Raw genomic sequence first — 21,008 nt, forward strand, 5'->3', positions numbered from 1 at the left:
TCCTCCAGGACTGACCCACCCATGTTCCGTACCGCCTTGCGCAATGTGCTCGCGCACAAGGCCCGGCTGCTGATGACCGTGCTCGCCGTGATGCTCGGCGTGGCCTTCGTCTCCGGCACCCTGGTCTTCACCTCCACCCTCTCCGACGCCCTCCAAAACACCGCCCGCAAGGGCTTCGACAACGTCGACGTGGCCATCCAGCGCGGCGGCTCCGACCGCGCCGACGGCGCCCCCGGGGCCCGCCCCGCCCTCGACCAGAAGCTGCTGGAGACGGCCGCCCACCTGCCGGGCGCCGCCTCCGCCACCGGCACCGTCTCCGGCTTCACCGCCATCGCCGACAAGCACGGCACGATGATCGGCGACGGCTTCTCGACCCTCGGCGGCAACTACTCCCCCGGCCCGAACGGCACCGACGCCCGCTATCCGATGCGCAGCGGCACCGCCCCCAAGGGCCCGCACGAGATCGCGCTGGACGCCCACACCGCCGACCGCGGCGGCTACAAGGTCGGCGACACCGTCCGGATATCCGTCGACGGCCCGGTCCGGGAGCAGAAGCTGACCGGCGTCTTCACCACCGACGACGCCCGGGTCGGCGCCGGCGGCAGCCTCGCACTGTTCGACACCGCCACCGCCCAGAAGCTGTTCGCGGCACCCGGCCGGTTCGAAGAGATCGACATCAAGGCCGCCCCGGGCACCTCCCAGGCGGCGCTGAAGGACGCGGTGGAGAAGGTGCTGCCGCAGGGCACCGAGGCCACCACCGGGCGTCAACTCGCCGACGAGCAGGCCAAGATGATCGCGCAGAGCATGGACGGGATGAAGACCGGCCTGCTCGGCTTCGCCGCCGTCGCGCTCTTCGTCGGCATCTTCATCATCGCCAACACCTTCACCATGCTGGTCGCCCAGCGCACCAAGGAGCTGGCGCTGCTGCGCGCGGTCGGCGCCAGCCGCCGCCAGATCACCCGCTCGGTGCTGACCGAGGCGTTCGTGGTCGGCGCGGTGGCCGCGGTGACGGGCCTGCTGGCCGGTATCGGCATCGGCGCCGCCCTGCGCTCGCTGATGAACGCCACCGGCGCGAAGGTGCCCGACGGCCCGCTGGTGATCTCGCCCAGCACGATCCTGATCGCCCTGGTGGTCGGCATCGTCGTCACGGTCCTGGCCGCCTGGCTGCCCGGCCGCCGGGCCGCGAAGATCCCGCCGGTCGCCGCGATGAACAGCGTGCACGCCACCGCCACCACCAAGTCGCTGGTGGTCCGCAACATCATCGGCGCGCTCTTCGCGGGCGCCGGCACGGCCGCGGTCCTGGTCGCCACCGGGATGTCCGACGGCAAGGTCACCATGGGCGCGGGCGCCGCACTGCTGCTGATCGGCGTGTTCGTGCTGACGCCGCTGCTGTCCCGCCCGCTGATCGCGCTGGCCTCCCCGGTGCTGCGGCTCTTCGGGATATCCGGCACCCTCGCCCGGCAGAACGCCGTCCGCAACCCACGCCGGACGGCCGCCACCGCCTCCGCGCTGATGATCGGGCTGACCCTGATCACCGGCCTGACGGTGATCGCCGGCAGCGTGCAGCAGGGCATCGACAAGATGGCCACCTCCGCCCTGAAGGCCGACTACGTCGTCTCCATGGCGACCCGGTCCCCGCTCTCCCCGGACGTGGCGCAGAAGCTCGCGGCCGTGGACGGGGTCACCGCGTCCAGCCCGCTGCGCAACTCCCCGTCCCGCATCGGCGCCGACACCGAGTACCTGACCGGCGTCAACGGCAAGGACTTCGGCCGGCTCACCCAGCTCGACTTCACCGAGGGCGCGCTCGGCACCCTCGACGGCGACCGGGCCGTCGTGGACGCCTCCCTCGCCAAGTTCAAGGGCTGGCACGTCGGTTCCCGGCTGCCGGTGACCTTCGAGGACGGCAAGAAGGGCACGCTGACCATCGGCGGGATCTACCAGGGCAACCAGGTGATCCGCGGCATCATCCTGGACAACGGCACGCTCGCGCCGCACCAGAAGCACGCCACCGACATGCAGGTGATGGTCAAGACCGCGCACGGCGCCACCCCCGAGGCCAAGGACTCCCTGGTCAAGGCGCTCGGCAAGAACCCGGCGATCACCGTCGCGGACAAGAAGGACGTCTCCAACGCCATCGCCCAGACCTTCACGCTGATGCTGAACATGGTCTACGGCCTGCTGGCCATGGCGGTGATCGTGGCGGTGCTCGGCGTCATCAACACCCTGGCGATGTCGGTCTTCGAGCGCTCCCAGGAGATCGGCATGCTGCGTGCCATCGGCCTGGACCGCCGCGGGATCAAGCGGATGGTGCGGCTGGAGTCGCTGGTGATCTCGCTCTTCGGCGGGGTGCTGGGCATCGGCCTGGGCGTGTTCCTCGGCTGGGCGGCCGGTGAGCTGGTCAGCGGCTCGCTGCCGACCTACGAGCTGGTGATGCCGTGGGGCCGGATGGCCGTCTTCCTCGCGGTGGCCGCGCTGGTGGGCGTCCTGGCCGCGCTGTGGCCGGCGCGCCGGGCGGCGAAGCTCAACATGCTCCAGGCCATCAAGGCGGAGTAGCCGGCAGCCCTCCCGGACGGCCCGAGGGCCCCGTTCCCCCGCCCTGGTGCGGGGAACGGGGCCCTCGGCCGTGGTTGCCCGGTGGTTCAGCCCCGCCAGTCCCGGGCCCGCAGCGGCAGCGCGGAGGCGCCGGAGTCCGGCGTACGGACCGCCAGCACCTGGTTGACCCCTATGCGATTGCGCTCGAACGACAGCGCCGAGGCGGCCATGTAGAGCCGCCAGACCCGGGCCCGGCCCGGGGACGTGAGCCGGACCGCCTCGCTCCAGTGGGCCTCCAGATTGGCCACCCACCGACGCAGCGTCAGCGCGTAGTGCTCCCGGATCGCCTCCACGTCCCGCACCTCGAAGCCGGCCTCCTCCAGCTGGCCGACGGTCCGCCCCACCGGGGCCAACTCCCCGTCGGGGAAGACATAGCGGTCGATGAACTCGTCGACGCGGTACGCCTCCTCGTCCGTCAGCGGCCGGCGTGCGATCTGGTGGTTGAGCAGCCGCCCGCCGGGCTTGAGCAGCGCGTACAGCAGTCCCGCGTACTCCGCGTACCGGGCCCGGCCGACGTGCTCGGCCATCCCGATCGAGGAGATCGCGTCGAACGGCCCGTCGGCGATCTCGCGGTAGTCCTGCACCCGGATCTCGACCCGGTCGGCGAGCCCGGCCTCGGCGATCCGCTTGCGGGCGTAGGTGGCCTGCTCCTCGGAGAGCGTGATGCCGACCGCCCGGACGCCGTACTCGCGGGCCGCGTGCAGCACCATCGAGCCCCAGCCGCAGCCCACGTCCAGCAGCCGCTGCCCCTCCGCCAGGCCGAGCTTGCGGCAGATCAGGTCGAGCTTGTCGCGCTGGGCGTCCTCCAAAGGCGCGTCCGGCGTCTCCCAGTAGGCGCAGGAGTAGACCATGGACGGGCCGAGCACCAGCGCGTAGAAGTCGTTGCCGACGTCGTAGTGGTGGCTGATCGCCTGCCGGTCGCGGAGCAGGGAGTGCAGCGCCCCGCGGCGCGGGCGGGCCTCCTCCACGGGCGGCGGGGGCGGGACCGGGAGGCCGCCCAGGGAGAGCAGTTCCTTGGCGGCGGCGCGGATCTCGGGGCGGGCCAGGGCGCGCAGCACGGCGGCACGCGGCGCCTTCGGGCCGGCGCTGCCGCGTTCCCAGATCAGCCCGGCGAGCAGGTCCAGCGCCTCGTAGAGGTCGCCCTGGACGTCGATGTCACCGGCCACCCAGGCCCGGGCCAGGCCCAACTCACCTGGCTTGAACAGCAGTCGGCGCAGCGCCCGGCGATTGCGGATGACGAGCACCGGGGCGTCCGGGGGGCCGGACTCGCTGCGGTCCCAGGCGCGGATCCGCACCGGGAGCGGGGCCCCCAGAACCTCCTCGGCAAGGTTGGTGAGCCGTCCAGCGGCACCGGCCATGTCGCACACCTCCGTCATGACGAGTCGGGCAAAGAAGTTTCACCCACCACCTAAACGCCAAGTGGGCGCCCATATAGTCCCGTTCGCCTGCAAGAGAACAACATGCCGCCCGTTTTCAGCCATACCCGGGCACGCCGAAGGGCGCCCGCCCCACGGATGGCGGACGCCCTTCGGGCTGGTCGGAGTACCCGACCGATGGTTCAGGAAGCCTTGGCCTTCGGCTTGCCTCCGTCGGCCGCGGCGGCCGGAGCGGGGGCCGGCTTGGCGGCCTCGTAGAACTCCTCGCGGGGGTTCTCCATGGCGCCCAGCGAGACCACCTCGCGCTTGAGGAAGGTGGCCAGCGTCCAGTCGGCGAAGACCCGGATCTTGCGGTTGAACGTCGGCATCGCCATGCCGTGGTACGCGCGGTGCATGTACCAGGCGAGACGGCCCTTGAGCTTGATCTTCATCTTGCCCATGACGATCATCGCGACGCCCTTGTGGAGGCCGAGGCCCGCCACCGCGCCCTTGTTGGCGTGGCTGTACTCCTTCTGCGGGAAGCCCCGCATGCCGGAGACCACGTTGTCGCCGAGGACCTTGGCCTGCCGCAGCGCGTGCTGCGCGTTCGGCGGGCACCAGGCGTTCTCGTTGCCGTTCTTGCGGCCGACCATGTCCGGAACCTGGGCGTTGTCGCCCGCGGCCCAGATGTAGTCGGTGCCCTGCACCTGGAGGGTGGCGGCGGTGTCGATGTGGCCGCGCGGGCCCAGCGGCAGACCGAAGCGGGACAGCGCCGGGTTCGGCTTGACGCCGGCGGTCCACACGATGGTGTTGGAGAGCACCTCGAGGCCGTTGTCGAGGACGACGTTGCCGTCGACGCAGGACTTCATGCCGGTCTTGAGGTAGACCTCGACGCCCCGGGACTCCAGGTGCTCCTTGCCGTAGGCGCCGAGCTTGGGACCGACCTCGGGGAGGATCTTGTCCGCGACGTCGACCAGCAGGAAGCGCATGTCCTCGCGCTTGACGTTCTTGTAGTACTTCGCGGCGTCGCGGGCCATGTCCTCGACCTCGCCGACGGTCTCCGCACCGGCGAAGCCACCGCCGATGAAGACGAAGGTCAGCGCCTTGCGGCGGACCTCCTCGTCGGTCGTGGAGTCGGCCTTGTCCAGCTGCTCCAGGACGTGGTTGCGCAGGCCGATGGCCTCCTCGATGCCCTTCATGCCGATGCCGTTCTCGGCCAGGCCGGGGATCGGGAAGGTACGGGAGACCGCGCCCATCGCGACGACCAGGTAGTCGAAGGGCAGCTCATACGCATCGCCCACGATCGGGGCGATGGTGGCGACCTTGCGGTCCTGGTCGATGGTGGTCACCCGGCCGGTGAGGACCTCCGCCTTGGGCAGCACGCGCCGCAGCGGGACCACAACGTGACGGGGGGAGATGCTGCCGGCCGCAGCTTCAGGGAGGAAGGGCTGGTACGTCATGTACGAGCGCGGGTCGACGACCGTGACGGTCGCCTCGCCGTACCGCATCTTCTTCTGGATGCGGCGTGCCGCGTACAGGCCTACGTACCCACCGCCTACAACGAGGATCCTGGGACGCTCCGTGGTGCTCATGCAATCGAGTATCCACCCCCACATGGGGGGTCGCTCGTGAGCCCCTTCACAAGAATCACGAAGGCATCTGCTACACTCCGCCGGCTTCGTGACCGACGCCATAGCGCGTTCGGGGAACCACGGTATAACGCGACACGTTGGATACCCCTATTGATCAGGGCTTGTCCGCCTGTGAGCGGCTAGACCACACCCCGCGGGAACACTCCTGTCACACAGTGGAGACCCACCGTAGACCCCGCATTCTTCGGGCAGATGAGTCCTAGGACCTTCGAATGAGGGTCGGATGGCCCCATAGTTCGCCCGGGAGGCGGGTTTTTCATGTGAAGGATTTCACGAACCTTTTTTCCGGGCGCCCCCCGAGACCCCCTCCGGAGCCCCTGAAACCCGCTCAGACGGCGCCGCGCCCGCGCGAAAAGCCCGATATGGGCAGCGGCTGCGGCGCCGTTCCGGACCCCGTGCGGGGACCGCTCGTCAGGCGAGGCTCCAGGCGATTCCGTCCAGAATGTCGTGTTCGCTGACCACGACCTCGTCGGCGTCGATGCGATCCATGATCGACAGCAGCACGAGGGCGCCGGCCGCGATGACGTCGACCCGACCGGGGTGCATGACGGGGATCGCCGCCCGCTCGGCGTGGGTGGAGGTCAGCAGGCGCTCGGTGACCTCGCGGACGGTGGCCCGGGAGATCCGGGAGTGGTGGATGGCCGCGGAGTCGTAGTGGTCCAGGCCCTGCGCGATGGCGGCGACGGTGGTCACCGAACCGGCCAGGCCGACCAGGGTGGCGGCCTCGGTCAGCGGGACGGTCTCCTCGGCGCGGTCCAGGGCCGCGGCGATGTCCGCCTTGATGGCGGCGATCTGGGCGGCGGTGGGCGGGTCGGTGATCCGGCCGTCGTGGAGCAGATGGCGCTCGGTCATCCGCACGCAGCCGACGTCCACCGAGCGGGCGGCCCTCACAGAGCTGTGATGCGCAGCATCTCCGGGGAGGGCGGTGGCGGGCGACGGGTGGGCACTGCCGAGCACGAACTCCGTCGAGCCGCCGCCGATGTCCACGACGAGGTAGGGGAGTTCGATGTGCGGGTGGCCGGTCAGTTCCTTGGTGGCGCCGGTGAAGGAGAACTCCGCCTCCTGGTCGCCGGTGATCACCTCGGGCTCCACGCCCAGGATGTCCACCACGCCGCGGACGAAGTCCGCGCGGTTCTCCGCGTCGCGGGAGGCCGAGGTCGCCACGAAGCGGACGTGCTCCGCGCCCAGGTCCTTGATCACCGCGGCGTACTCCCGGCAGGCCGCGAAGGTCCGCTCCAGCGCCTCCGGCGCCAACCGCCCGGTGCGGTCCACGCCCTGGCCGAGCCGGACGATCTGCATCCGGCGGTCGAGCTCCTTCAGCTCGCCGGAGGCGCCGTCGGGCAGCGTCACGTCCGCGACCAGCAGGCGGATGGAGTTGGTACCGCAGTCGACAGCGGCGACACGCTTCACTCGGACGCTCCCTCGTCGGTCTCGACGGTCTCCCCGCACGAGCTCACGCAGGGGCCCTTCTTCCACCACTCGGGCAGCATGGCCAGCGCCTCGTCGCCAAGCGGGTTGACGCCCGGGCCGGCGGCCAGCGAGTGGCCGACCAGCACGTGCAGGCACTTGACCCGGTCGGGCATGCCGCCCGCGCTCGGGAAGCCCTGGAGCACCTCGATGGCGTCCCGGCGGCGGATGTAGTCCTCGTGGGCCGCGCGGTAGGCGGCGGCCAGCTCCGGGTCGGTCGCCAGCCGTTCGGTCATCTCCTTCATCACGCCGTTGGCCTCCAGCGTGCCGATCGCCGAGGCGGCGCGCGGGCAGGTGAGGTAGTAGAGCGTGGGGAAGGGGGTGCCGTCCTCCAGGCGCGGTGCGGTCTCGACGACGTCCGGCTGGCCGCAGGGGCAGCGGTGGGCGATGGCGCGCAGGCCGCGCGGCGGACGGCCGAGCTGCTCCTTGAAGGCGGCGATGTCCGCGGCGGTGGGCTCGGTGGGCTCGGTCTGGGGCGGGGGCGTGTCCATGTGCGCTTTCGGTGAGGGCCGGTGGTGAGTGACGAACGGGCCGGGCGGAGGCACGGCGAGGGCGTGCCGTACGGCCGTGTGCGGGCCCGCCCGTACAGTCTCGCCGCTACCCGCCGGTGCGGGCTACCGCTTGGTGACCGCGGGGGTGTCGGGGGCGTGGGCGGTGTCGGCGTGGGCGGCGCCGTCAGCGCGGTCCACGTCTTCCCAGAACTTGTCGTACCAGGGGCGTTGGGCCGCCGCCGCTCCCTTGGGCGCGGCGCGGACCCCGGTCCCGTCCTGGACGATGTACCCGGTCTCGTCCGGCATGACGTAGTGCAGGTGCCGGCGGGCCTGTTGCCGGACGTAGGCCGGGTCCTGCCAGCGGGCCTTCTCGTCGCGCAGCCGGTCGAGCGCGGCGGCGGCGTCCTGGGCCTTGCGGCGCTGGTCGGCGATGTCCGAACGCTGGGAGATGTACTGCCTTATCGGGTACGCCAGGGCGACCACCAGCGAGCACATCACCAGCGCCAGCAGGGCGGCCCGGCCGGTGAGGCGGTTGCGGCGGGGCCGTCGCTTGGCGCGGTGGACGCGGGCGGCGGCCTGTTCGCCGAGCGCCTTGAGCCGGGTCGCGGTGGAGAACCGGTCCGCGGGCACGTCGTCTCGCCTCCCCTTCAGCTTCCGTCCTGACGTCGTCACGGCGGTCGTCATGACGTACGTCCCCGGCAACGGTACGGGACCGGCGCCGGGGACGCTGCGCTTCACCCCGGCTTTGCTCCGTTGTCGAGTCCTCGGGAGCTCAGCCGGACGGTGGTGTGGGGGGCGGGCCTCAGCCCTTGAAGCGCGGGAACGCGCTGCGGCCGGCGTACACCGCCGCGTCGTCGAGGATCTCCTCGATGCGCAGCAGCTGGTTGTACTTGGCGACGCGCTCGGAGCGGGCCGGGGCGCCGGTCTTGATCTGGCCGCAGTTGGTGGCGACGGCGAGGTCGGCGATGGTGACGTCCTCGGTCTCACCGGAGCGGTGCGACATCATGCACTTGAAGCCGTTGCGCTGGGCCAGCTCGACGGCGTCCAGGGTCTCGGTCAGCGAGCCGATCTGGTTGACCTTCACCAGCAGCGCGTTGGCGGAGCCCTCCTCGATGCCGCGGGCGAGGCGCTCGGGGTTGGTGACGAAGAGGTCGTCGCCGACGAGCTGGACCTTGGCGCCGAGCTTGTCGGTGATGACCTTCCAGCCGGCCCAGTCGTCCTCGAACAGCGGGTCCTCGATGGAGACCAGCGGGTAGGCCGCCACCAGCTCCTCGTAGTACTCCGTCATCTCGGCGGCGGAGCGCTCCTTGCCCTCGAACTGGTACTTGCCGTCCTTGTAGAACTCGGAGGCGGCGACGTCCAGCGCGAGCGCGATGTCCTGGCCGGGGGCGTAGCCGGCTTCCTTGATGGCCTCCAGGATCAGGTCCAGGGCCTCGCGGTTGGAGCCGAGGTTGGGGGCGAAGCCGCCCTCGTCGCCCAGGCCGGTGGCCAGGCCCTTGGCCTTCAGCACCTTCTTGAGGGTGTGGTAGACCTCGGCGCCCCAGCGCAGCGCCTCGGAGAAGGACTCCGCGCCGATCGGGGCGATCATGAACTCCTGGATGTCCACGTTGGAGTCGGCGTGCGAGCCGCCGTTCAGGATGTTCATCATCGGGACGGGCAGCACGTGCGCGTTCGGGCCACCGAGGTAGCGGAACAGCGGCAGGTCGCTGGCCTCGGAGGCGGCGTGCGCGACGGCGAGGGAGACGCCGAGGATGGCGTTGGCGCCGAGCGAGCCCTTGTTGTCGGTGGCGTCCAGGTCGAACATCGCCTGGTCGATCAGCCGCTGCTCGGTCGCGTCGTAGCCGACGAGCTCCGGGCCGATCTGCTCGATGACGGCCAGGACGGCCTTCTCCACGCCCTTGCCGAGGTAGCGGTTGGGGTCACCGTCCCGCAGCTCGACGGCCTCGAAGGCGCCGGTCGAGGCGCCGGACGGGACGGCGGCACGGCCGGTGCTGCCGTCGTCGAGGCCGACCTCGACCTCGACCGTGGGATTACCTCGCGAGTCGAGAATTTCGCGGGCTACGACGACGTCGATGGACGGCACGTTGTCTCCTTCGGGGGTGTCTGGAGTTCTCGGCATGAGCCTAACGGCCCCGGGGGGATCCGCTCGCCCGTGGCCCGCTCCGTGGGACGAAAAAACCCAACAAGCAGAACAAAACCCCAGTTCACAGGAGGTTTCAGGGCACTGTTCGCTATGCGGGGAACGTCGTGCCGGAGCGCTCGGGGCGCCGGGGAGGGCGACGCGCGCCGGGCCGTCCCCGGGGGGCCGGGCCCGGCAACGGAGAAGCCCCGCCACGGCGCGCTCGGGGGTACGCGCCGCGGCGGGGCAGCTCTCTCGGGCAGCCGGATCGGCTCAGATGCTGAGCTTCTGGCCCGGGAAGATCAGGTTGGGGTTGCCGCCGACGACGGACTTGTTGGCGGCGTAGAGCGCCTTCCAGTTGGTGCCGTGCGCCTTGGCGATCTTGGCGAGGGTGTCACCCGACTTGACGGTGTAGGTGTCACCGGAGCGGTGCGAGTGCTGCGGGGCGGCCGGCTGGGCCTTCTCCGCCTTCTTCTCGGCCTTCTCGCGGACCGGGGCGGACTTCTTGGTGGAGCCCTCGGTCTGCTTGCGGGCCTCGGTGCCCTGGCTCTTCTTGACGGTGGAGCCGGAGGGGTTGACGTCGGCGGCCGGGCCACCGGAGGTCAGACCACCGGCAGCGGCGCAGCCCCAGGCACCCGGGCCCTGCATGGCGAGCAGCTTCTCGGCGACGGCGATCTGCTGTTCCTTGGTGGCCAGGTCGGCGCGGGCCGCGTACTTGGTGCCACCGGCGGCGGCCCAGCTGGAGTTCGAGAACTGCAGGCCACCGTAGTAGCCGTTACCGGTGTTGATCGACCAGTTGCCGCTGGACTCGCACTGGGCGACCTTCTCCCAGGTGGCGACCGAGGCGGCGGAAGCAGAGGTGGCGCCCATCAGCGGAACGGCGACGGCGGCGCCGGCGACACCGGCCAGGGTGGCGACGCGGACGGCCTTGGAGCTGCGGCGGTGCTTGCCCTTGTTGATCAGCATCGTGCGTTCGTTTCCTCACCGACGCCTACGAGGTGAGCTGTCGGGTTCGGGCCGTGTGAGCTGCCCGGTCGTGTGTGCTGCACACACGACTTCACCCCAAGCCGACTGACCCGCTCTCACGGGCGGGGTCGGCACTTACCTTGGGTCCCCCGCTCCTGCCTTCGGCGCTTGCGCGTCGTCGACTCCGACCGCCGGCAGGACTCGGCGTGCGATCGAAGGGCCCGCTTTGGCGAGCGGTCCTGACCGTAAGCAGTAACCCTGTTGGTGTTCAAACCCCATCTTCTGAACCAAGTTGACCGTTTTTGATCACCGCGCGGGTCATTTCCGCAGGTAGGCCCCGGTATGGCAACGGGGGACAGGTCTGGACCCATCCCCCGCAACGAGAGCCATATCTCACTTTTACGAAACGCCGCGAAAGACGGCGAACTGCCGGTAACTACCCCTGCGTCCGCCCGAGATCGAGCACCTGACCGGGGTGGATCAGATCCGCGTCGGAGCCGATGACGTCCTGGTTGCGGTGGTAGAGCGCCGGCCAGCCGCCCGGCAGGTCATGACTGACGGCGATCTCTGACAGGTTGTCACCCGGGCGCACGCGGTAGCTGCCGGCCTCCGCCGGGGGCGTGCGGGGCGCCTCGCCGCCGCGGGAGGCGTGCCGGCCGCGGCCGCCGTCCCGGCCGTCGCCGGCCTCCGTACCGCCGCCGGGCGTCCCGCGGTGCTTGCCGGTGGCGGGCGGCGTAGCGGGGTCGCCGGGCCGGTCCTGGCCGCCGGGCGCGGTGGAGTCGGACGGGGTGGGCGACGCCGGGTCGGCCGGGTCCGTCGAGCCCGACGGGTCGGACGGCGCGGACGGGTCCGCCGGAGAGGTGGACGGGCTTCCCGACGGGGAGTCGGACGGGGAGCCCGACGGGGAGTCGGTGGGTGCCCCGGAGTCGGACGGGGCGGGCGAGGCGGACGAGGAGCCCGACGGCCCCGGGGTCGCCGAGGGCGCGTGCGGGCCGTCCGCGCCGGCGTCGGAGCCGCTGCCGACGTCCGGGCCGCGGTCCGTGTCGGAGTCGCCGCCGGACGGCTCCGGCGTCCGGGTCGCCGGGCTCGGGTGGCCCTGGTCGCCGCCCGCCGTGTCGGAGTCGTCCCCCGCCTCGCCGGAGGCGCCGCCGTTGTGGCCGTGCGTCGGCCGCGGCGAGGGGCGGGTGGTGGGGCCCGGGTCGACGCGGGGCTTGCGGCCGTCCTTGGTCAGTCCGGCGTTCACCGCGCAGCTGGGGAAGGCGTCCGGGCCGCGGTCGTCGAGTATCGCCTCGGCCACGGCTATCTGCTGGGCGCGGCTGGCGAGGTCGGGGCGGGAGGCGTAGGCGGTGCCGCCGTAGTCGTTCCACATCTCCTGGGTGAGCTGGAGACCGCCGTAGAAGCCGTTGCCGGTGGCGGCGCTCCACACCCCGCCGCTCTCGCACTGCGCGACCTTGTCCCAGGTCGTCGTGTCGGCGGCGTGCGCGCCGCTCGCCGCGAACAGCGGCAGGGCCAGGCCCGCGCCGGTCACTCCTGCCGTGACAAAAATGGCCGGTGCTTGTCGGGGGCGACGATGCCGGCCGTTCCCGGAACGCATGCGGTTGCCTTTCGCGCGGCGGTTGAGTTGTCGGATCGGCGGCGGAAGGGGTGCCGTGCGGCAACCCGTGGCCGACCTCGATCGTCGGAGGAAAGGTAGCCGGGGTTACGGGCAGTCACAAGTCGGTGTAGCGGAGATCACGCAATGATTACGTAGCTGACGGATCGTCAATTATGCGGCTGTTCCTGGTCAGGGCCGCTCGGGCGTGAACTCCACCGGCAGGGTGCGCAGTCCGCGCATGATGAGCCCGCCGCGCCAGCGCAAATCATCAGGTTCCGCCGCAAGCCGGAGGTCCGGGAGTCGGGTCAACAGAGTGGCGAGCGCGGTCTGTCCTTCGAGGCGCGCCAGGGGTGCGCCGAGGCAGTAGTGGATGCCGTGCCCGTATCCCAGATGCGGGTTGTCACGCCGTGTGAGGTCGAGCACGTCAGGCTCGTCGAAGCGCGCCGGATCGCGGTCGGCGGCGGCCAGCACCACCAGGACCGGATCCCCCTCGGCGATCCGCGCTCCGCCCAGCGTCAGGTCCCGGGTCGCGTACCGCCAGGTGGCCAGCTCCACCGGCCCGTCGTAGCGGAGCAGCTCCTCGACGGCGGTGGCGAGCAGCTCGGTGTCGCCGGCCGCGATCGACTTCTGGAGCAGTTCGCGCTGGGCGGGGTGGCGGAGCAGCGCATAGATGCCGTTGCCGATCAGATTGACCGTGGTCTCAAATCCGGCAAACAGCAGCACAAAGCACATGGCGGCGGCCTCGTTCTCGGTGAGGTGCTCGCCGTGGTCGGAGGCCCGGATCAGGCCGGAGATCAGGTCGTCGCCGAGCGCGCCGCGCTTGCGGTGGATCAGCTCGGCCAGATAGGCCCGCATCTTCTTGACGGAGCGGGCGACCCCGCCGCGCGGCCCGCCGCCGTGCCGGATCATCATGCCCGCCCAGTCGCGGAAGTCGTCCTGGTCCTCGGGCGGGACGCCGAGCAGATCGCAGATCGCGTAGATCGGCAGCGGGAACGCGAACTCGTGGATGAGGTCCGCGCTCCCCCGCTCCGCGCCGCGCTGTTTTTCCATCATGGCGTCGATCAGGCGGTCGGTCAGCTCCTGTATGCGCGGCGCGAACGCGGCGACCCGGCGCGGGGTGAACGCCTTGGAGACCAGGCGGCGCAGCCGGGTGTGGTCCGGCGGGTCGATGTTCAGCAGGTGCGTCATCAGGTTGGCACTGCGTTCGCCCGGAATACCCGTCTTGCCCTTTTTATGGGCGGCCTCGGAGTGGTGCACCGGGTTCTTCGACAGCCGGGCGTCGGCCAGCGCCTGCCGGGCGTCCGGATAACGGGTGACCAGCCACGCCTCGACGCCGCTGGGCAGCCGGGTCCGGTGCACCGGCGCGTGCTCGCGCAGCCAGGCGTACGCCGGATACGGGTCGGCGGCGAACTCCCAGGAGAAGAGTGCGGGGGTGGGGCCGGCGGCGGCCGGAGACGGGGCCACCGGGCAACCGGTGGGCGGGTCGCCCGCCGGACGGGTGTCGGACCGGGTCTCCGGGTGGGAGTCGGACCGGGTCTCCTGGCGGGCGTCGGGCGTCTGATGCACATATCGACCGTAACCGGTGACACACCCGCCCCACCCCACCCTCAGGGCCTCACCCCGTCTCCACGCCCAGCCCCGCCAGGAACGCCGCCGCGGCCGGCGACGGCCCCAGCCCGCTCCACACCACCCGCTCGGTCCGCTCCGGCGCCGGCCGCACCCGCACGGTCCGCAGCCCGGCCAGCCTGCCGGCGAACGCCTCCGGCACCATGCCGACGCCGAGTCCGGCCCGGACCAGCTCCGCCAGGAACTCCACGGTGGTCACCTCGAACGCCACCTCCGCCGTCAGCCCCGCCGCCCGGAACGCCTCCTCGCGCTGCCGGCGGGCCGCCGACCCCGCCGTGAAGTCCACCAGCGTCTCCCGGGCCACCCGCCCCAGCGTCGTCCACTCCCGCCCGGCCAACGGATGCTCCGGCGGCACCACCGCGACCAGTTCCCCGCGCGCCAGCACCTTCTCCCGGACCCCGACCGCGCGCGCCCCCGGCACCAGCCCGACGAACGCCACGTCCAGCGCGCCCTCCCGCACCCGCTCCAGCAGCGGATCGCTCATCTCCATCTGCAGGCTCACCCGGACCTTCGGGTACCTGGCGCGGAACGCCCCCAGCTCACGGGCGAGATCGATCGCCCCCACGGTGGAGATCGCCCCCACCGCCAGCCGCCCGCGCACCTCGCCGGTCACCGCCTCCACCTCCGCGCGGGCCCGCTCGGCGGCCTGGAGCGCCTGCCGGGCGACCGGAACGAAAGCTTCCCCGGCGGCGGTCAGCCGCACGCTCCGGCTCGTCCGGTGGAAGAGCCGCGCCCCCAACTCCTTCTCCAGGCGGGCGATCTGATGACTCAGCGCGGACTGCACCACATGACAGCGCTCCGCGGCCCGGGTGAACCCACCCGTCTCGGCGACCGCGACGACATACCGCATCTGCTGGAGCTCCATGCGCGCGATCGTAGGCGCGCACCGCCCCCACCCTCCATCTCAATCCACGATCGATGCGATGAAAACCATGTGTTGGACCGATCGATGCCCTCGCCCCGATCCTTGACCCCATGAGAACCACCGCACACGAAGGAAGCGGCCCGCAAACCGGTCCGGAGACCAGTCCGGAGACCGCCCCGGCCACGAGCTCCGGAGGCACCGCGGGCCACCCGACGGCGGCGCCGGCGCCCCGACTCGGCCGCGGCACCCTGCTCCTGATGTCCGTCGCCACCGGCCTCGCGGTCGCCGGCAACTACTTCGCCCAACCCCTCCTGGACGTCATAGGTCGCGACCTCCACCTCTCCACCGGCACCGCCGCACTGGTCGTCACCGTCGCCCAGACCGGCTACGGGCTCGGCCTGCTCCTCCTCGTCCCCCTCGGCGACCTCCTGGAACGCCGCCGCCTCGCGGTCGTCCTCTGCACCCTGACCGCCGTCTTCCTCACCGTGACCGCGAGCGCCCCGAACGGCACGCTGCTGCTCGTCGGCACCGCCCTGACCGGTCTCAGCTCCGTGGCCGCCCAGGTCGTCATGCCGTTCGCGGCCACCCTGTCCGCCCCCGCCGAACGGGGCCGGACCGTCGGCACCGTCATGACCGGCCTGCTGCTCGGCATCCTGCTCGCCCGCACCGCCGCCGGCCTGCTGGCCGAACTCGGCGGCTGGCGCACCGTCTACTGGGTCAACGCCGCCCTGATGCTGCTGATCGCACTCCTGCTGCGGCTGCGCCTGCCGACCCTGCGCACCAGCGCCGGACTGCGCTACCCGGCCCTGCTCCGCTCGACGCTGACGCTGTTCGCCCACGAGCCGGTGCTGCGCTGGCGGGCGGCGCTCGGCGCCCTGACCTTCGCCGCCTTCAGCGTGCTGTGGACCGCGGCGGCCTTCCTGCTGTCCGGCCCCGCCTACGGCTGGCAGGAGTCGACGATCGGCCTGCTGGGACTGGTCGGCGCGGCCGGTTCGCTCGCCGCCTCGACGGCCGGCCGGCTGGCCGACCGGGGACTGGCGCACCGCGTCAGCGGCGTCTGCGCGGTCCTGCTCCTGGGCTCCTGGGGCCTGCTCGCGGCCGGCGGCACCGGCGGCGGCTGGTCGCTGACCGCCCTGCTGGCCGGGGTGGTCGTGCTGGACCTCGCCGTCCAGGCCGTGCACGTCAGCAACCAGAACCTGATCTACGGCGTCCGCCCCGAGGCCCGCAACCGCCTCAACTCGGCCTACATGACCAGCTACTTCGCCGGCGGCGCGGCGGGCTCCGCACTGACGTCGATGCTCTGGGGCCTGGGCGGCTGGGCCGGCGTCTGCACCCTGGGAGCGGGACTGTCGGCGGCCGCCGTGGGGGTGTGGACGGCGGAGCGGCTCAGGCGGAGAACTCCCCGCCCCTGACGGCGGTTACGAACGCCGACCAGCTTGCGGCGGGGAAGATCAGCGCGGGGCCGGTGGGGCGCTTGCTGTCGCGGACGGGGATGTGGGCGTGGCCGCGGGCGACCTCAAGGCATTCGCCTTGATCACCACCACTGTGACTGGACTTGTACCACCCGGCGAGGGTGGACGAGTCGAAAACGATGCCCTTAGTGCTGACCATGCGCGTGTTCCTCTGCTGCTGCCCTGACAAGGGCCAGTGACTCCTGCTGCGACAACGCGTCGCTCAGGGCCAGAGCGTAGGCCGTCTGGCAGGCACTCACCAGGGCCGGATCATCCATCAAGTTCCCGGTCACGAAGCCCTCGACGTACGACACGGGAGCCGCGTCCTCGAAACTCATGAGCGTGAGCAAACTCTGTTGGAGCGCATGTGCCCCCACGTTGTACGGCAGGACGTGTAGGCGCAGCCGCCCCTCCTCAGTCATGTCCGCGATCCTGTGCAACTGCTCGGCCATGACCTGCGGGCCGCCGACGGGGCGCCGGAGGACGGCCTCATCGAGCAACGTCCAGGCGACAGGCCGCATCGGCCCGTCGAGGATGCGGCGGCGTTTCGTTCGGATGACGACGAACTCATCAAGCTCCTCGGCCGTGTAGTTCGGCCGGTACGCGCGAAACAGGGCGCCTGCGTAGTCGTCGGTCTGGAGCACACCGGGGACCAACGTCAGCGCGAAGTACTGGATCAACGTGGCTTGTTGCTCCAACTCGGCCACCGCCGCGAAATGGTCGGTGTACTTCGACTCCAGGTCCTCCAACCACCGAACGAAGAACCCGTCCGCCCCCAGCGCCCGGTCGATCCGCTGCGCGTCATCCGGCTTCGGAAGTCGCCTGCCCGCCTCGAAATGACTGATCAGCGTCGGCGAACACACCACACGCTCGCTCAGCGCCTCCTGCGTCATGTGGGCCGCGACGCGCCGGATCCTCAGCTCCTCGCCGTACTTCTCCCTGGGGGTACGTGGCCGGCTGTCCTTATCCATGGGCTAACTCCCCGAGTTGAAAGGTGCGTTGTCAGGCTCGCCCTACTACCAGCGTAGCCAGAACAGACCCCACCCTGTGAGGGAAAGGCCACACAGCGTGAAGAAGCGCTGAACCCTCGCACGGAGGTTGACGACATATGACCGAGCCTGATCGGGGGCTCATGGACGGCGGGCGGCTTCTACCGTGGTCCAGCCCGGAGGGGAAGCCCTGTTACCTCCTCGCGGGCGACGGGACGGGATATGTCTCCCGCATGGCCGACCGGGTGGAGGCGGAACAGCTCGACTCGGCGGCCCTGCTCATCGAGGAGGCTCGGCAGGTCCTTCGCGAACGGACCTGGACACCCGGCGAAATCCATCTGCTCGCCGCCGACTTGACCGCATCGCTCAGCAATGTGCGCCGGGTGGCGGTGAGCCGGGGCGCCCGCCTGCCCGCGCCCGCCGAGGACTTCCCCGACCGGGCGATCGCCGAGCGGGGCGGGGCCCGTCCCGCCTGAGCCGACGGGCTCGGTCCGCTAGCCGGCCGGTGCACGAGACCGCCCGGCCGGAAAGCGGGCGGCCAGTGGAACTTTCCCGTTCTGGACCGACAGACGGATGCCGAGGCAAGGGGGCGAGAATGCTACGCAAGCTGTCGGGTGACCCGGATTGCAAGAACGGCACATGCCCGACCCTGTGGGGTACGGAAGACACTCAGAACCACGCGGTGCAGGGATACGTCATCACGGATCCGGAACGGCTTTCGCAGCTCGATTTGCCCGAGGGAGAAACGGCCGTGATGGTTCCTTCCGCGGTCCTGGAGGAGGATTTCCGTGCTCACTGCTGAGGAGTTCGGCCGACTCTTTGAGACCTTCGAGCGGACGGCCTTCCGGTTGGAAACCCTCGCGGTGTACGACGTCCAAGAAGAGCATGAAGAGTTCGAAGCGTTCCTGGCCGGGAAGCCCATGCCGCCAGGGTGGCACCACAACCCTTGGGTGCGTTCCATGACGAACCGAGGGAAGTCCGTCTCCCGCGTGCACGTCCTTCGCTCACCACTGACGGACTATCTCCGCTACGAACTGGCGGCATACCCGGGGAACATCACAGCGGGCGAATCCATCGGTGTCATCGACCTCGCGGAGCAAGAGGTGTCCGGCTTGCCGGATCACGACTTCTGGCTCTTTGACGACACCGACGCCTACCGTATGCACTACACCGAAGCCGGGCAGTTCACCGGGGCGGAACTCCTCCCCCGCAACCGGCTCGCCGATTATCGGCGCTACCGGGACACCGCCCAAGCCCACGCCGTCCCGTTCGCGGAGTACTGGAGCCGGCACCACTGACCCGAGGGCAGTTGATTCCCGGCCTGCTCCAGACCCCGGAATACGTCATTGCCGTATGGCTGTCGCGGAGTGGTCGGCACGTGACGGATACGGAGACGGTCCTGCCACCTTCGGAGGCCGAGTTGCTGAGCGAGCGGCTTACGACTGCGGTCTGGTGCCCAGGCTCTCGCATTCCGTCTGAGGCGCCCTTTCCCCGGGCTGCCCTTGCCCATCCCACCCACGCGGGGAAGCGCTACCCGTACGACTCCCCGAGGGCCCGCTTGGCGCCGAGGTGGCCCAGGTCGGCGGCCTTGCGGTACCAGGCAGTGGCCTCGGCAGTGTCGCCCTCCTTCTTGTGGAGCTCGGCGAGGCGGAACGCGCCGTAGGCGTCGCCCAGTTCGTAGCCCTTGAGGTACCAGGGGCGGGCCTCGTCGGCGCGGTCGCGCTCTTCGAGGAGTACGCCGAGATTGGTGGCGTCCAGCGCCCGGCCCCTTTCGGCGCCGTAATGGATGTCATCCAGCGCCCTGTCCACCGTCTCCACTCGGCGGGGTTCCGTGTGGTTCTCCTTCCGGACGTAATCCGCGAGTACTGACGAGGCCCACACGTCGCCCGCGTCGGCGGCGCGACGCAGCCATACCGTGGCGGACTCGTTGTCGTTCCATATCTGGTTCACCCTCGCCATGCTCGCGGCGACCGGTGCGTACCCAGCGTCGACCGCCCTCAGATAGCTGTCGAAGGCGTCGTCCACGTCTCCCCTGCCCAGTTGCAGGTCGCCGAACAGATGCGCGGCCTCCCCGCTTCCGCCCTCCATCCCCGCCTTCAGCCAACGTGCCGCCCGCTTCCGCAGCAGCTTCCCCAGCAACGTCGCCGCCTCGGTGTCCCCCGCTTCCGCGGCGGTCTCCAGGAAGGGCTCGGCCGACTTGCCCTCGCCACGCTCGGCGAGCATCCGGCCGAGCCGGCCCGCCGACTGCGGCTCCCCGGCCTCGGCCGCCCGCCGGAACCAGCGCTCGGCTTCGTCCCCCTCCCCCAGCGAATCGGCGAGCAGGCCAAGGTTGTGGAGGGCGGAGGTGTCCCCGGCGTCGGCGGCACGCTGGAAGGCGACTCGTGCCCTTGCCGCGATCTCGGCGTAGTCGTACGCCCCGTCCGTGCGGGCCACCTCCAGGGCGCAGCCCCACACCGGACCGGGGACGTCCGGCAGTTCCTCGTGCCGGCCCGTCGCCTCGACGAGGATCGGCGCGGCCCTCCAGGTGTCCCCCGTGACCCGGTCCAGCAGTCGCAACAGCCCGTACCGTCGCCCCACCGCCCACGCGCGGGCGTCGTCGGCCGACTCCCGCTCCATGCCGGTCACGTCCGCGTACCCCTCGTGGACCTTGAGGAGCAGGTCCATGGGAAGCCGGCCGGTGAGGCCACAGCGGGCGAGGTCGAGCGCGGCGCGGACCAGGGCGTGGCCGCGCGGGTGGCGATCGGCGCGGCGGGCGCGCCACCACTCGTCCCAGAGGAGGGGGCTCAGGGCGAGGTACGCGGCAACGCCCTCCGGCCCACTGGACGAGACGGCACCTATCAGGCGCGGATCTCCGGTGCGTGCGGCCTCCCCCGCCAGCCGCTCCCGCTCCGCCGGGCTCCACTCCCGCGCCAGTTCGACGATCTGGGCCACGTCGAGGACCCGGCCACCGGGCTGGGCGCGGCAGGCGTCGTAGACGTCCTCCCGCATGGTGGCGACCACGACGACCTTCAGGGCCGCCAACTGGGCCAGCAGGCGCGGCTCCAGTCCGCCCTCGCCGAGGTGTTCGTCGAGGTCGTCGAGCCAGATGAGGTAGCGCTCCGGGCGGCCTTGCAACAGGGCGGGCAGGCCGCGCAGGTCCGTGCCGCGGGGCGGGGCGAACACCCGGCGGCCGGCCGGTCCCCTGGCCATCGCCGCCAGCGCCGTGCGCGACTTGCCGGTGAACGGCTCGCCGAGCAGCAGCACCAGCCCGCCGCCCTCGCGCGCCCGTCCCAGCGCCGCGTCGAGGTCGTGATCGCGGTCGCGGAGGACGTAGGGAGGGAGGGGCGGGTGCAGACGAACACGGTGGGTGGGGCGCACCCCGAAGGCGATCGGGTCCAGGTCCGCGGCCGTGGGCCAGCTCTCCGGGTCGGGGAGGGCGCCGGGGAAGCCGGCAGCCGTGATGGTGATGCCGCTGATGGCGTTCGCCTGGATCACGGGGCCGAGGGTGGTGCCGCCGGAGACGATGTTGCGGACGGCGGCGGGGGCCCCGTTGGAGCTGTGAGGCATGGCGGGTGCGGGCTCCGACAACTCGTCGACGAGGGAGCGGAGTTCGGTTTCCGCCCCAGGGGCATGCTCCAGCAGTTCGTACAGGAAGTACCACCACGAGGGCAGGAGCTCCGGGGCGTCGGCATCCGGCCCGTGCGGCATCTCGGGGAGCAACGTGGCGTCGTCGTCCTGCACGCGGCGGCACATCTCCACCAGGCGCCCCCGGACGTCATCCCATGCCTGGGTGCCCGCCGCGCGGCCGATCACTCTCGCCGCCCGCTCCACCAACTCCTCGTCCACCCAGGCCCCTCCCCCT

18 protein-coding genes and 1 riboswitch are annotated in these 21,008 nt (G+C 71.2%); of the genes, 5 read left to right on the plus strand and 13 right to left on the minus strand.

Going from position 1 to position 21,008, the window contains the following annotated elements; genetic code table 11:
* Nucleotides 1–21: 21 nt before the first annotated feature.
* The gene (locus tag JNO44_RS18925; protein ID WP_205365378.1) at nucleotides 22–2,553 is read left to right on the plus strand and encodes an ABC transporter permease; all 2,532 of its coding nucleotides are present in this window, start codon (nucleotides 22–24) and stop codon (nucleotides 2,551–2,553) included.
* A gap of 86 nt (nucleotides 2,554–2,639) precedes the next feature.
* Here the strand turns inward: JNO44_RS18925 and JNO44_RS18930 are convergent, their stop codons facing one another.
* From JNO44_RS18930 to JNO44_RS18975, 10 genes are all read right to left on the minus strand, one after another.
* A complete protein-coding gene (locus tag JNO44_RS18930) occupies nucleotides 2,640–3,950 on the minus strand; it encodes a class I SAM-dependent methyltransferase (protein ID WP_205365379.1) in 1,311 nt (436 codons plus the stop codon).
* Between the two features lie 200 nt (nucleotides 3,951–4,150).
* Entirely contained in the window at nucleotides 4,151–5,539 is a 1,389-nt protein-coding gene (locus JNO44_RS18935; protein ID WP_073443097.1) for an NAD(P)/FAD-dependent oxidoreductase, read from the minus strand.
* 471 nt (nucleotides 5,540–6,010) lie between these two features.
* The gene (locus JNO44_RS18940; RefSeq protein WP_205365380.1) at nucleotides 6,011–7,009 is read right to left on the minus strand and encodes a Ppx/GppA phosphatase family protein; all 999 of its coding nucleotides are present in this window, start codon (nucleotides 7,007–7,009) and stop codon (nucleotides 6,011–6,013) included.
* Entirely contained in the window at nucleotides 7,006–7,557 is a 552-nt protein-coding gene (locus JNO44_RS18945) for a DUF501 domain-containing protein (protein ID WP_205365381.1), read from the minus strand. The genes JNO44_RS18940 and JNO44_RS18945 overlap by 4 nt, the downstream gene beginning before the upstream one ends.
* Nucleotides 7,558–7,680: 123 nt before the next feature.
* A complete protein-coding gene (locus JNO44_RS18950; protein ID WP_205370054.1) occupies nucleotides 7,681–8,187 on the minus strand; it encodes an FtsB family cell division protein in 507 nt (168 codons plus the stop codon).
* A 172-nt stretch (nucleotides 8,188–8,359) separates the two neighbouring features.
* Nucleotides 8,360–9,676, minus strand: a complete 1,317-nt coding sequence (gene eno, locus JNO44_RS18955) for a phosphopyruvate hydratase (RefSeq protein WP_052286865.1) — start codon at nucleotides 9,674–9,676, stop codon at nucleotides 8,360–8,362.
* A 273-nt stretch (nucleotides 9,677–9,949) separates the two neighbouring features.
* A complete protein-coding gene (locus JNO44_RS18960) occupies nucleotides 9,950–10,642 on the minus strand; it encodes a transglycosylase family protein (RefSeq protein WP_205365382.1) in 693 nt (230 codons plus the stop codon).
* Between the two features lie 7 nt (nucleotides 10,643–10,649).
* A riboswitch (cyclic di-AMP (ydaO/yuaA leader) is annotated at nucleotides 10,650–10,819 on the minus strand.
* A 259-nt stretch (nucleotides 10,820–11,078) separates the two neighbouring features.
* A complete protein-coding gene (locus tag JNO44_RS18965) occupies nucleotides 11,079–12,236 on the minus strand; it encodes a LysM peptidoglycan-binding domain-containing protein (RefSeq protein ID WP_205365383.1) in 1,158 nt (385 codons plus the stop codon).
* A gap of 189 nt (nucleotides 12,237–12,425) precedes the next feature.
* Nucleotides 12,426–13,700, minus strand: a complete 1,275-nt coding sequence (locus JNO44_RS18970; RefSeq protein WP_205370057.1) for a cytochrome P450 family protein — start codon at nucleotides 13,698–13,700, stop codon at nucleotides 12,426–12,428.
* Between the two features lie 151 nt (nucleotides 13,701–13,851).
* Nucleotides 13,852–14,727, minus strand: a complete 876-nt coding sequence (locus tag JNO44_RS18975; RefSeq protein ID WP_205365384.1) for a LysR family transcriptional regulator — start codon at nucleotides 14,725–14,727, stop codon at nucleotides 13,852–13,854.
* A 110-nt stretch (nucleotides 14,728–14,837) separates the two neighbouring features.
* Between JNO44_RS18975 and JNO44_RS18980 the strand changes: the two genes are divergently transcribed.
* Complete coding sequence (locus JNO44_RS18980; RefSeq protein ID WP_205365385.1) at nucleotides 14,838–16,139, plus strand: MFS transporter; 1,302 nt, start codon at nucleotides 14,838–14,840, stop codon at nucleotides 16,137–16,139.
* Here the strand turns inward: JNO44_RS18980 and JNO44_RS18985 are convergent.
* Both JNO44_RS18985 and JNO44_RS18990 read right to left on the minus strand, forming a co-directional pair.
* Complete coding sequence (locus JNO44_RS18985; RefSeq protein WP_205365386.1) at nucleotides 16,114–16,338, minus strand: DUF397 domain-containing protein; 225 nt, start codon at nucleotides 16,336–16,338, stop codon at nucleotides 16,114–16,116. The genes JNO44_RS18980 and JNO44_RS18985 overlap by 26 nt on opposite strands.
* Nucleotides 16,325–17,149, minus strand: coding sequence for a helix-turn-helix domain-containing protein (locus tag JNO44_RS18990; RefSeq protein ID WP_205365387.1), 825 nt, complete (start codon nucleotides 17,147–17,149; stop codon nucleotides 16,325–16,327). The genes JNO44_RS18985 and JNO44_RS18990 overlap by 14 nt, the downstream gene beginning before the upstream one ends.
* Nucleotides 17,150–17,286: 137 nt before the next feature.
* Here JNO44_RS18990 and JNO44_RS18995 point away from each other — a divergent pair, with 137 nt between their 5' ends.
* From JNO44_RS18995 to JNO44_RS19005, 3 genes are all read left to right on the plus strand, one after another.
* A complete protein-coding gene (locus tag JNO44_RS18995) occupies nucleotides 17,287–17,643 on the plus strand; it encodes a hypothetical protein (RefSeq protein WP_205365388.1) in 357 nt (118 codons plus the stop codon).
* A 119-nt stretch (nucleotides 17,644–17,762) separates the two neighbouring features.
* On the plus strand, nucleotides 17,763–17,969 hold the full coding sequence (locus tag JNO44_RS19000) for a hypothetical protein (protein ID WP_205365389.1): 207 nt from the start codon (nucleotides 17,763–17,765) through the stop codon (nucleotides 17,967–17,969).
* Complete coding sequence (locus tag JNO44_RS19005) at nucleotides 17,956–18,465, plus strand: DUF6879 family protein (RefSeq protein WP_205365390.1); 510 nt, start codon at nucleotides 17,956–17,958, stop codon at nucleotides 18,463–18,465. The genes JNO44_RS19000 and JNO44_RS19005 overlap by 14 nt, the downstream gene beginning before the upstream one ends.
* Before the next feature lie 232 nt (nucleotides 18,466–18,697).
* Here JNO44_RS19005 and JNO44_RS19010 read toward each other — a convergent pair whose 3' ends face one another.
* A complete protein-coding gene (locus JNO44_RS19010) occupies nucleotides 18,698–20,992 on the minus strand; it encodes a tetratricopeptide repeat protein (protein ID WP_275695756.1) in 2,295 nt (764 codons plus the stop codon).
* Between the last annotated feature and the right edge of the window lie 16 nt (nucleotides 20,993–21,008).

Source organism: Streptomyces noursei (genome assembly GCF_016917755.1).
In the GTDB taxonomy this organism is placed as follows: Bacteria; Actinomycetota; Actinomycetes; order Streptomycetales; family Streptomycetaceae; genus Streptomyces; species Streptomyces yunnanensis.

What these genes read in the sequence shown, in the direction of transcription:
- JNO44_RS18925 (WP_205365378.1), top strand. Translation starts at nt 22, where the DNA reads ATGTTCCGTACCGCCTTGCGCAATGTGCTCGCGCACAAGGCCCGGCTG.
- JNO44_RS18930 (WP_205365379.1), bottom strand. Translation starts at nt 3,950, where the DNA reads ATGGCCGGTGCCGCTGGACGGCTCACCAACCTTGCCGAGGAGGTTCTG.
- JNO44_RS18935 (WP_073443097.1), bottom strand. Translation starts at nt 5,539, where the DNA reads ATGAGCACCACGGAGCGTCCCAGGATCCTCGTTGTAGGCGGTGGGTAC.
- JNO44_RS18945 (WP_205365381.1), bottom strand. Translation starts at nt 7,557, where the DNA reads ATGGACACGCCCCCGCCCCAGACCGAGCCCACCGAGCCCACCGCCGCG.
- eno (WP_052286865.1), bottom strand. Translation starts at nt 9,676, where the DNA reads ATGCCGAGAACTCCAGACACCCCCGAAGGAGACAACGTGCCGTCCATC.
- JNO44_RS18960 (WP_205365382.1), bottom strand. Translation starts at nt 10,642, where the DNA reads ATGCTGATCAACAAGGGCAAGCACCGCCGCAGCTCCAAGGCCGTCCGC.
- JNO44_RS18965 (WP_205365383.1), bottom strand. Translation starts at nt 12,236, where the DNA reads ATGCGTTCCGGGAACGGCCGGCATCGTCGCCCCCGACAAGCACCGGCC.
- JNO44_RS18975 (WP_205365384.1), bottom strand. Translation starts at nt 14,727, where the DNA reads ATGGAGCTCCAGCAGATGCGGTATGTCGTCGCGGTCGCCGAGACGGGT.
- JNO44_RS18980 (WP_205365385.1), top strand. Translation starts at nt 14,838, where the DNA reads ATGAGAACCACCGCACACGAAGGAAGCGGCCCGCAAACCGGTCCGGAG.
- JNO44_RS18985 (WP_205365386.1), bottom strand. Translation starts at nt 16,338, where the DNA reads ATGGTCAGCACTAAGGGCATCGTTTTCGACTCGTCCACCCTCGCCGGG.
- JNO44_RS18990 (WP_205365387.1), bottom strand. Translation starts at nt 17,149, where the DNA reads ATGGATAAGGACAGCCGGCCACGTACCCCCAGGGAGAAGTACGGCGAG.
- JNO44_RS18995 (WP_205365388.1), top strand. Translation starts at nt 17,287, where the DNA reads ATGACCGAGCCTGATCGGGGGCTCATGGACGGCGGGCGGCTTCTACCG.
- JNO44_RS19000 (WP_205365389.1), top strand. Translation starts at nt 17,763, where the DNA reads ATGCTACGCAAGCTGTCGGGTGACCCGGATTGCAAGAACGGCACATGC.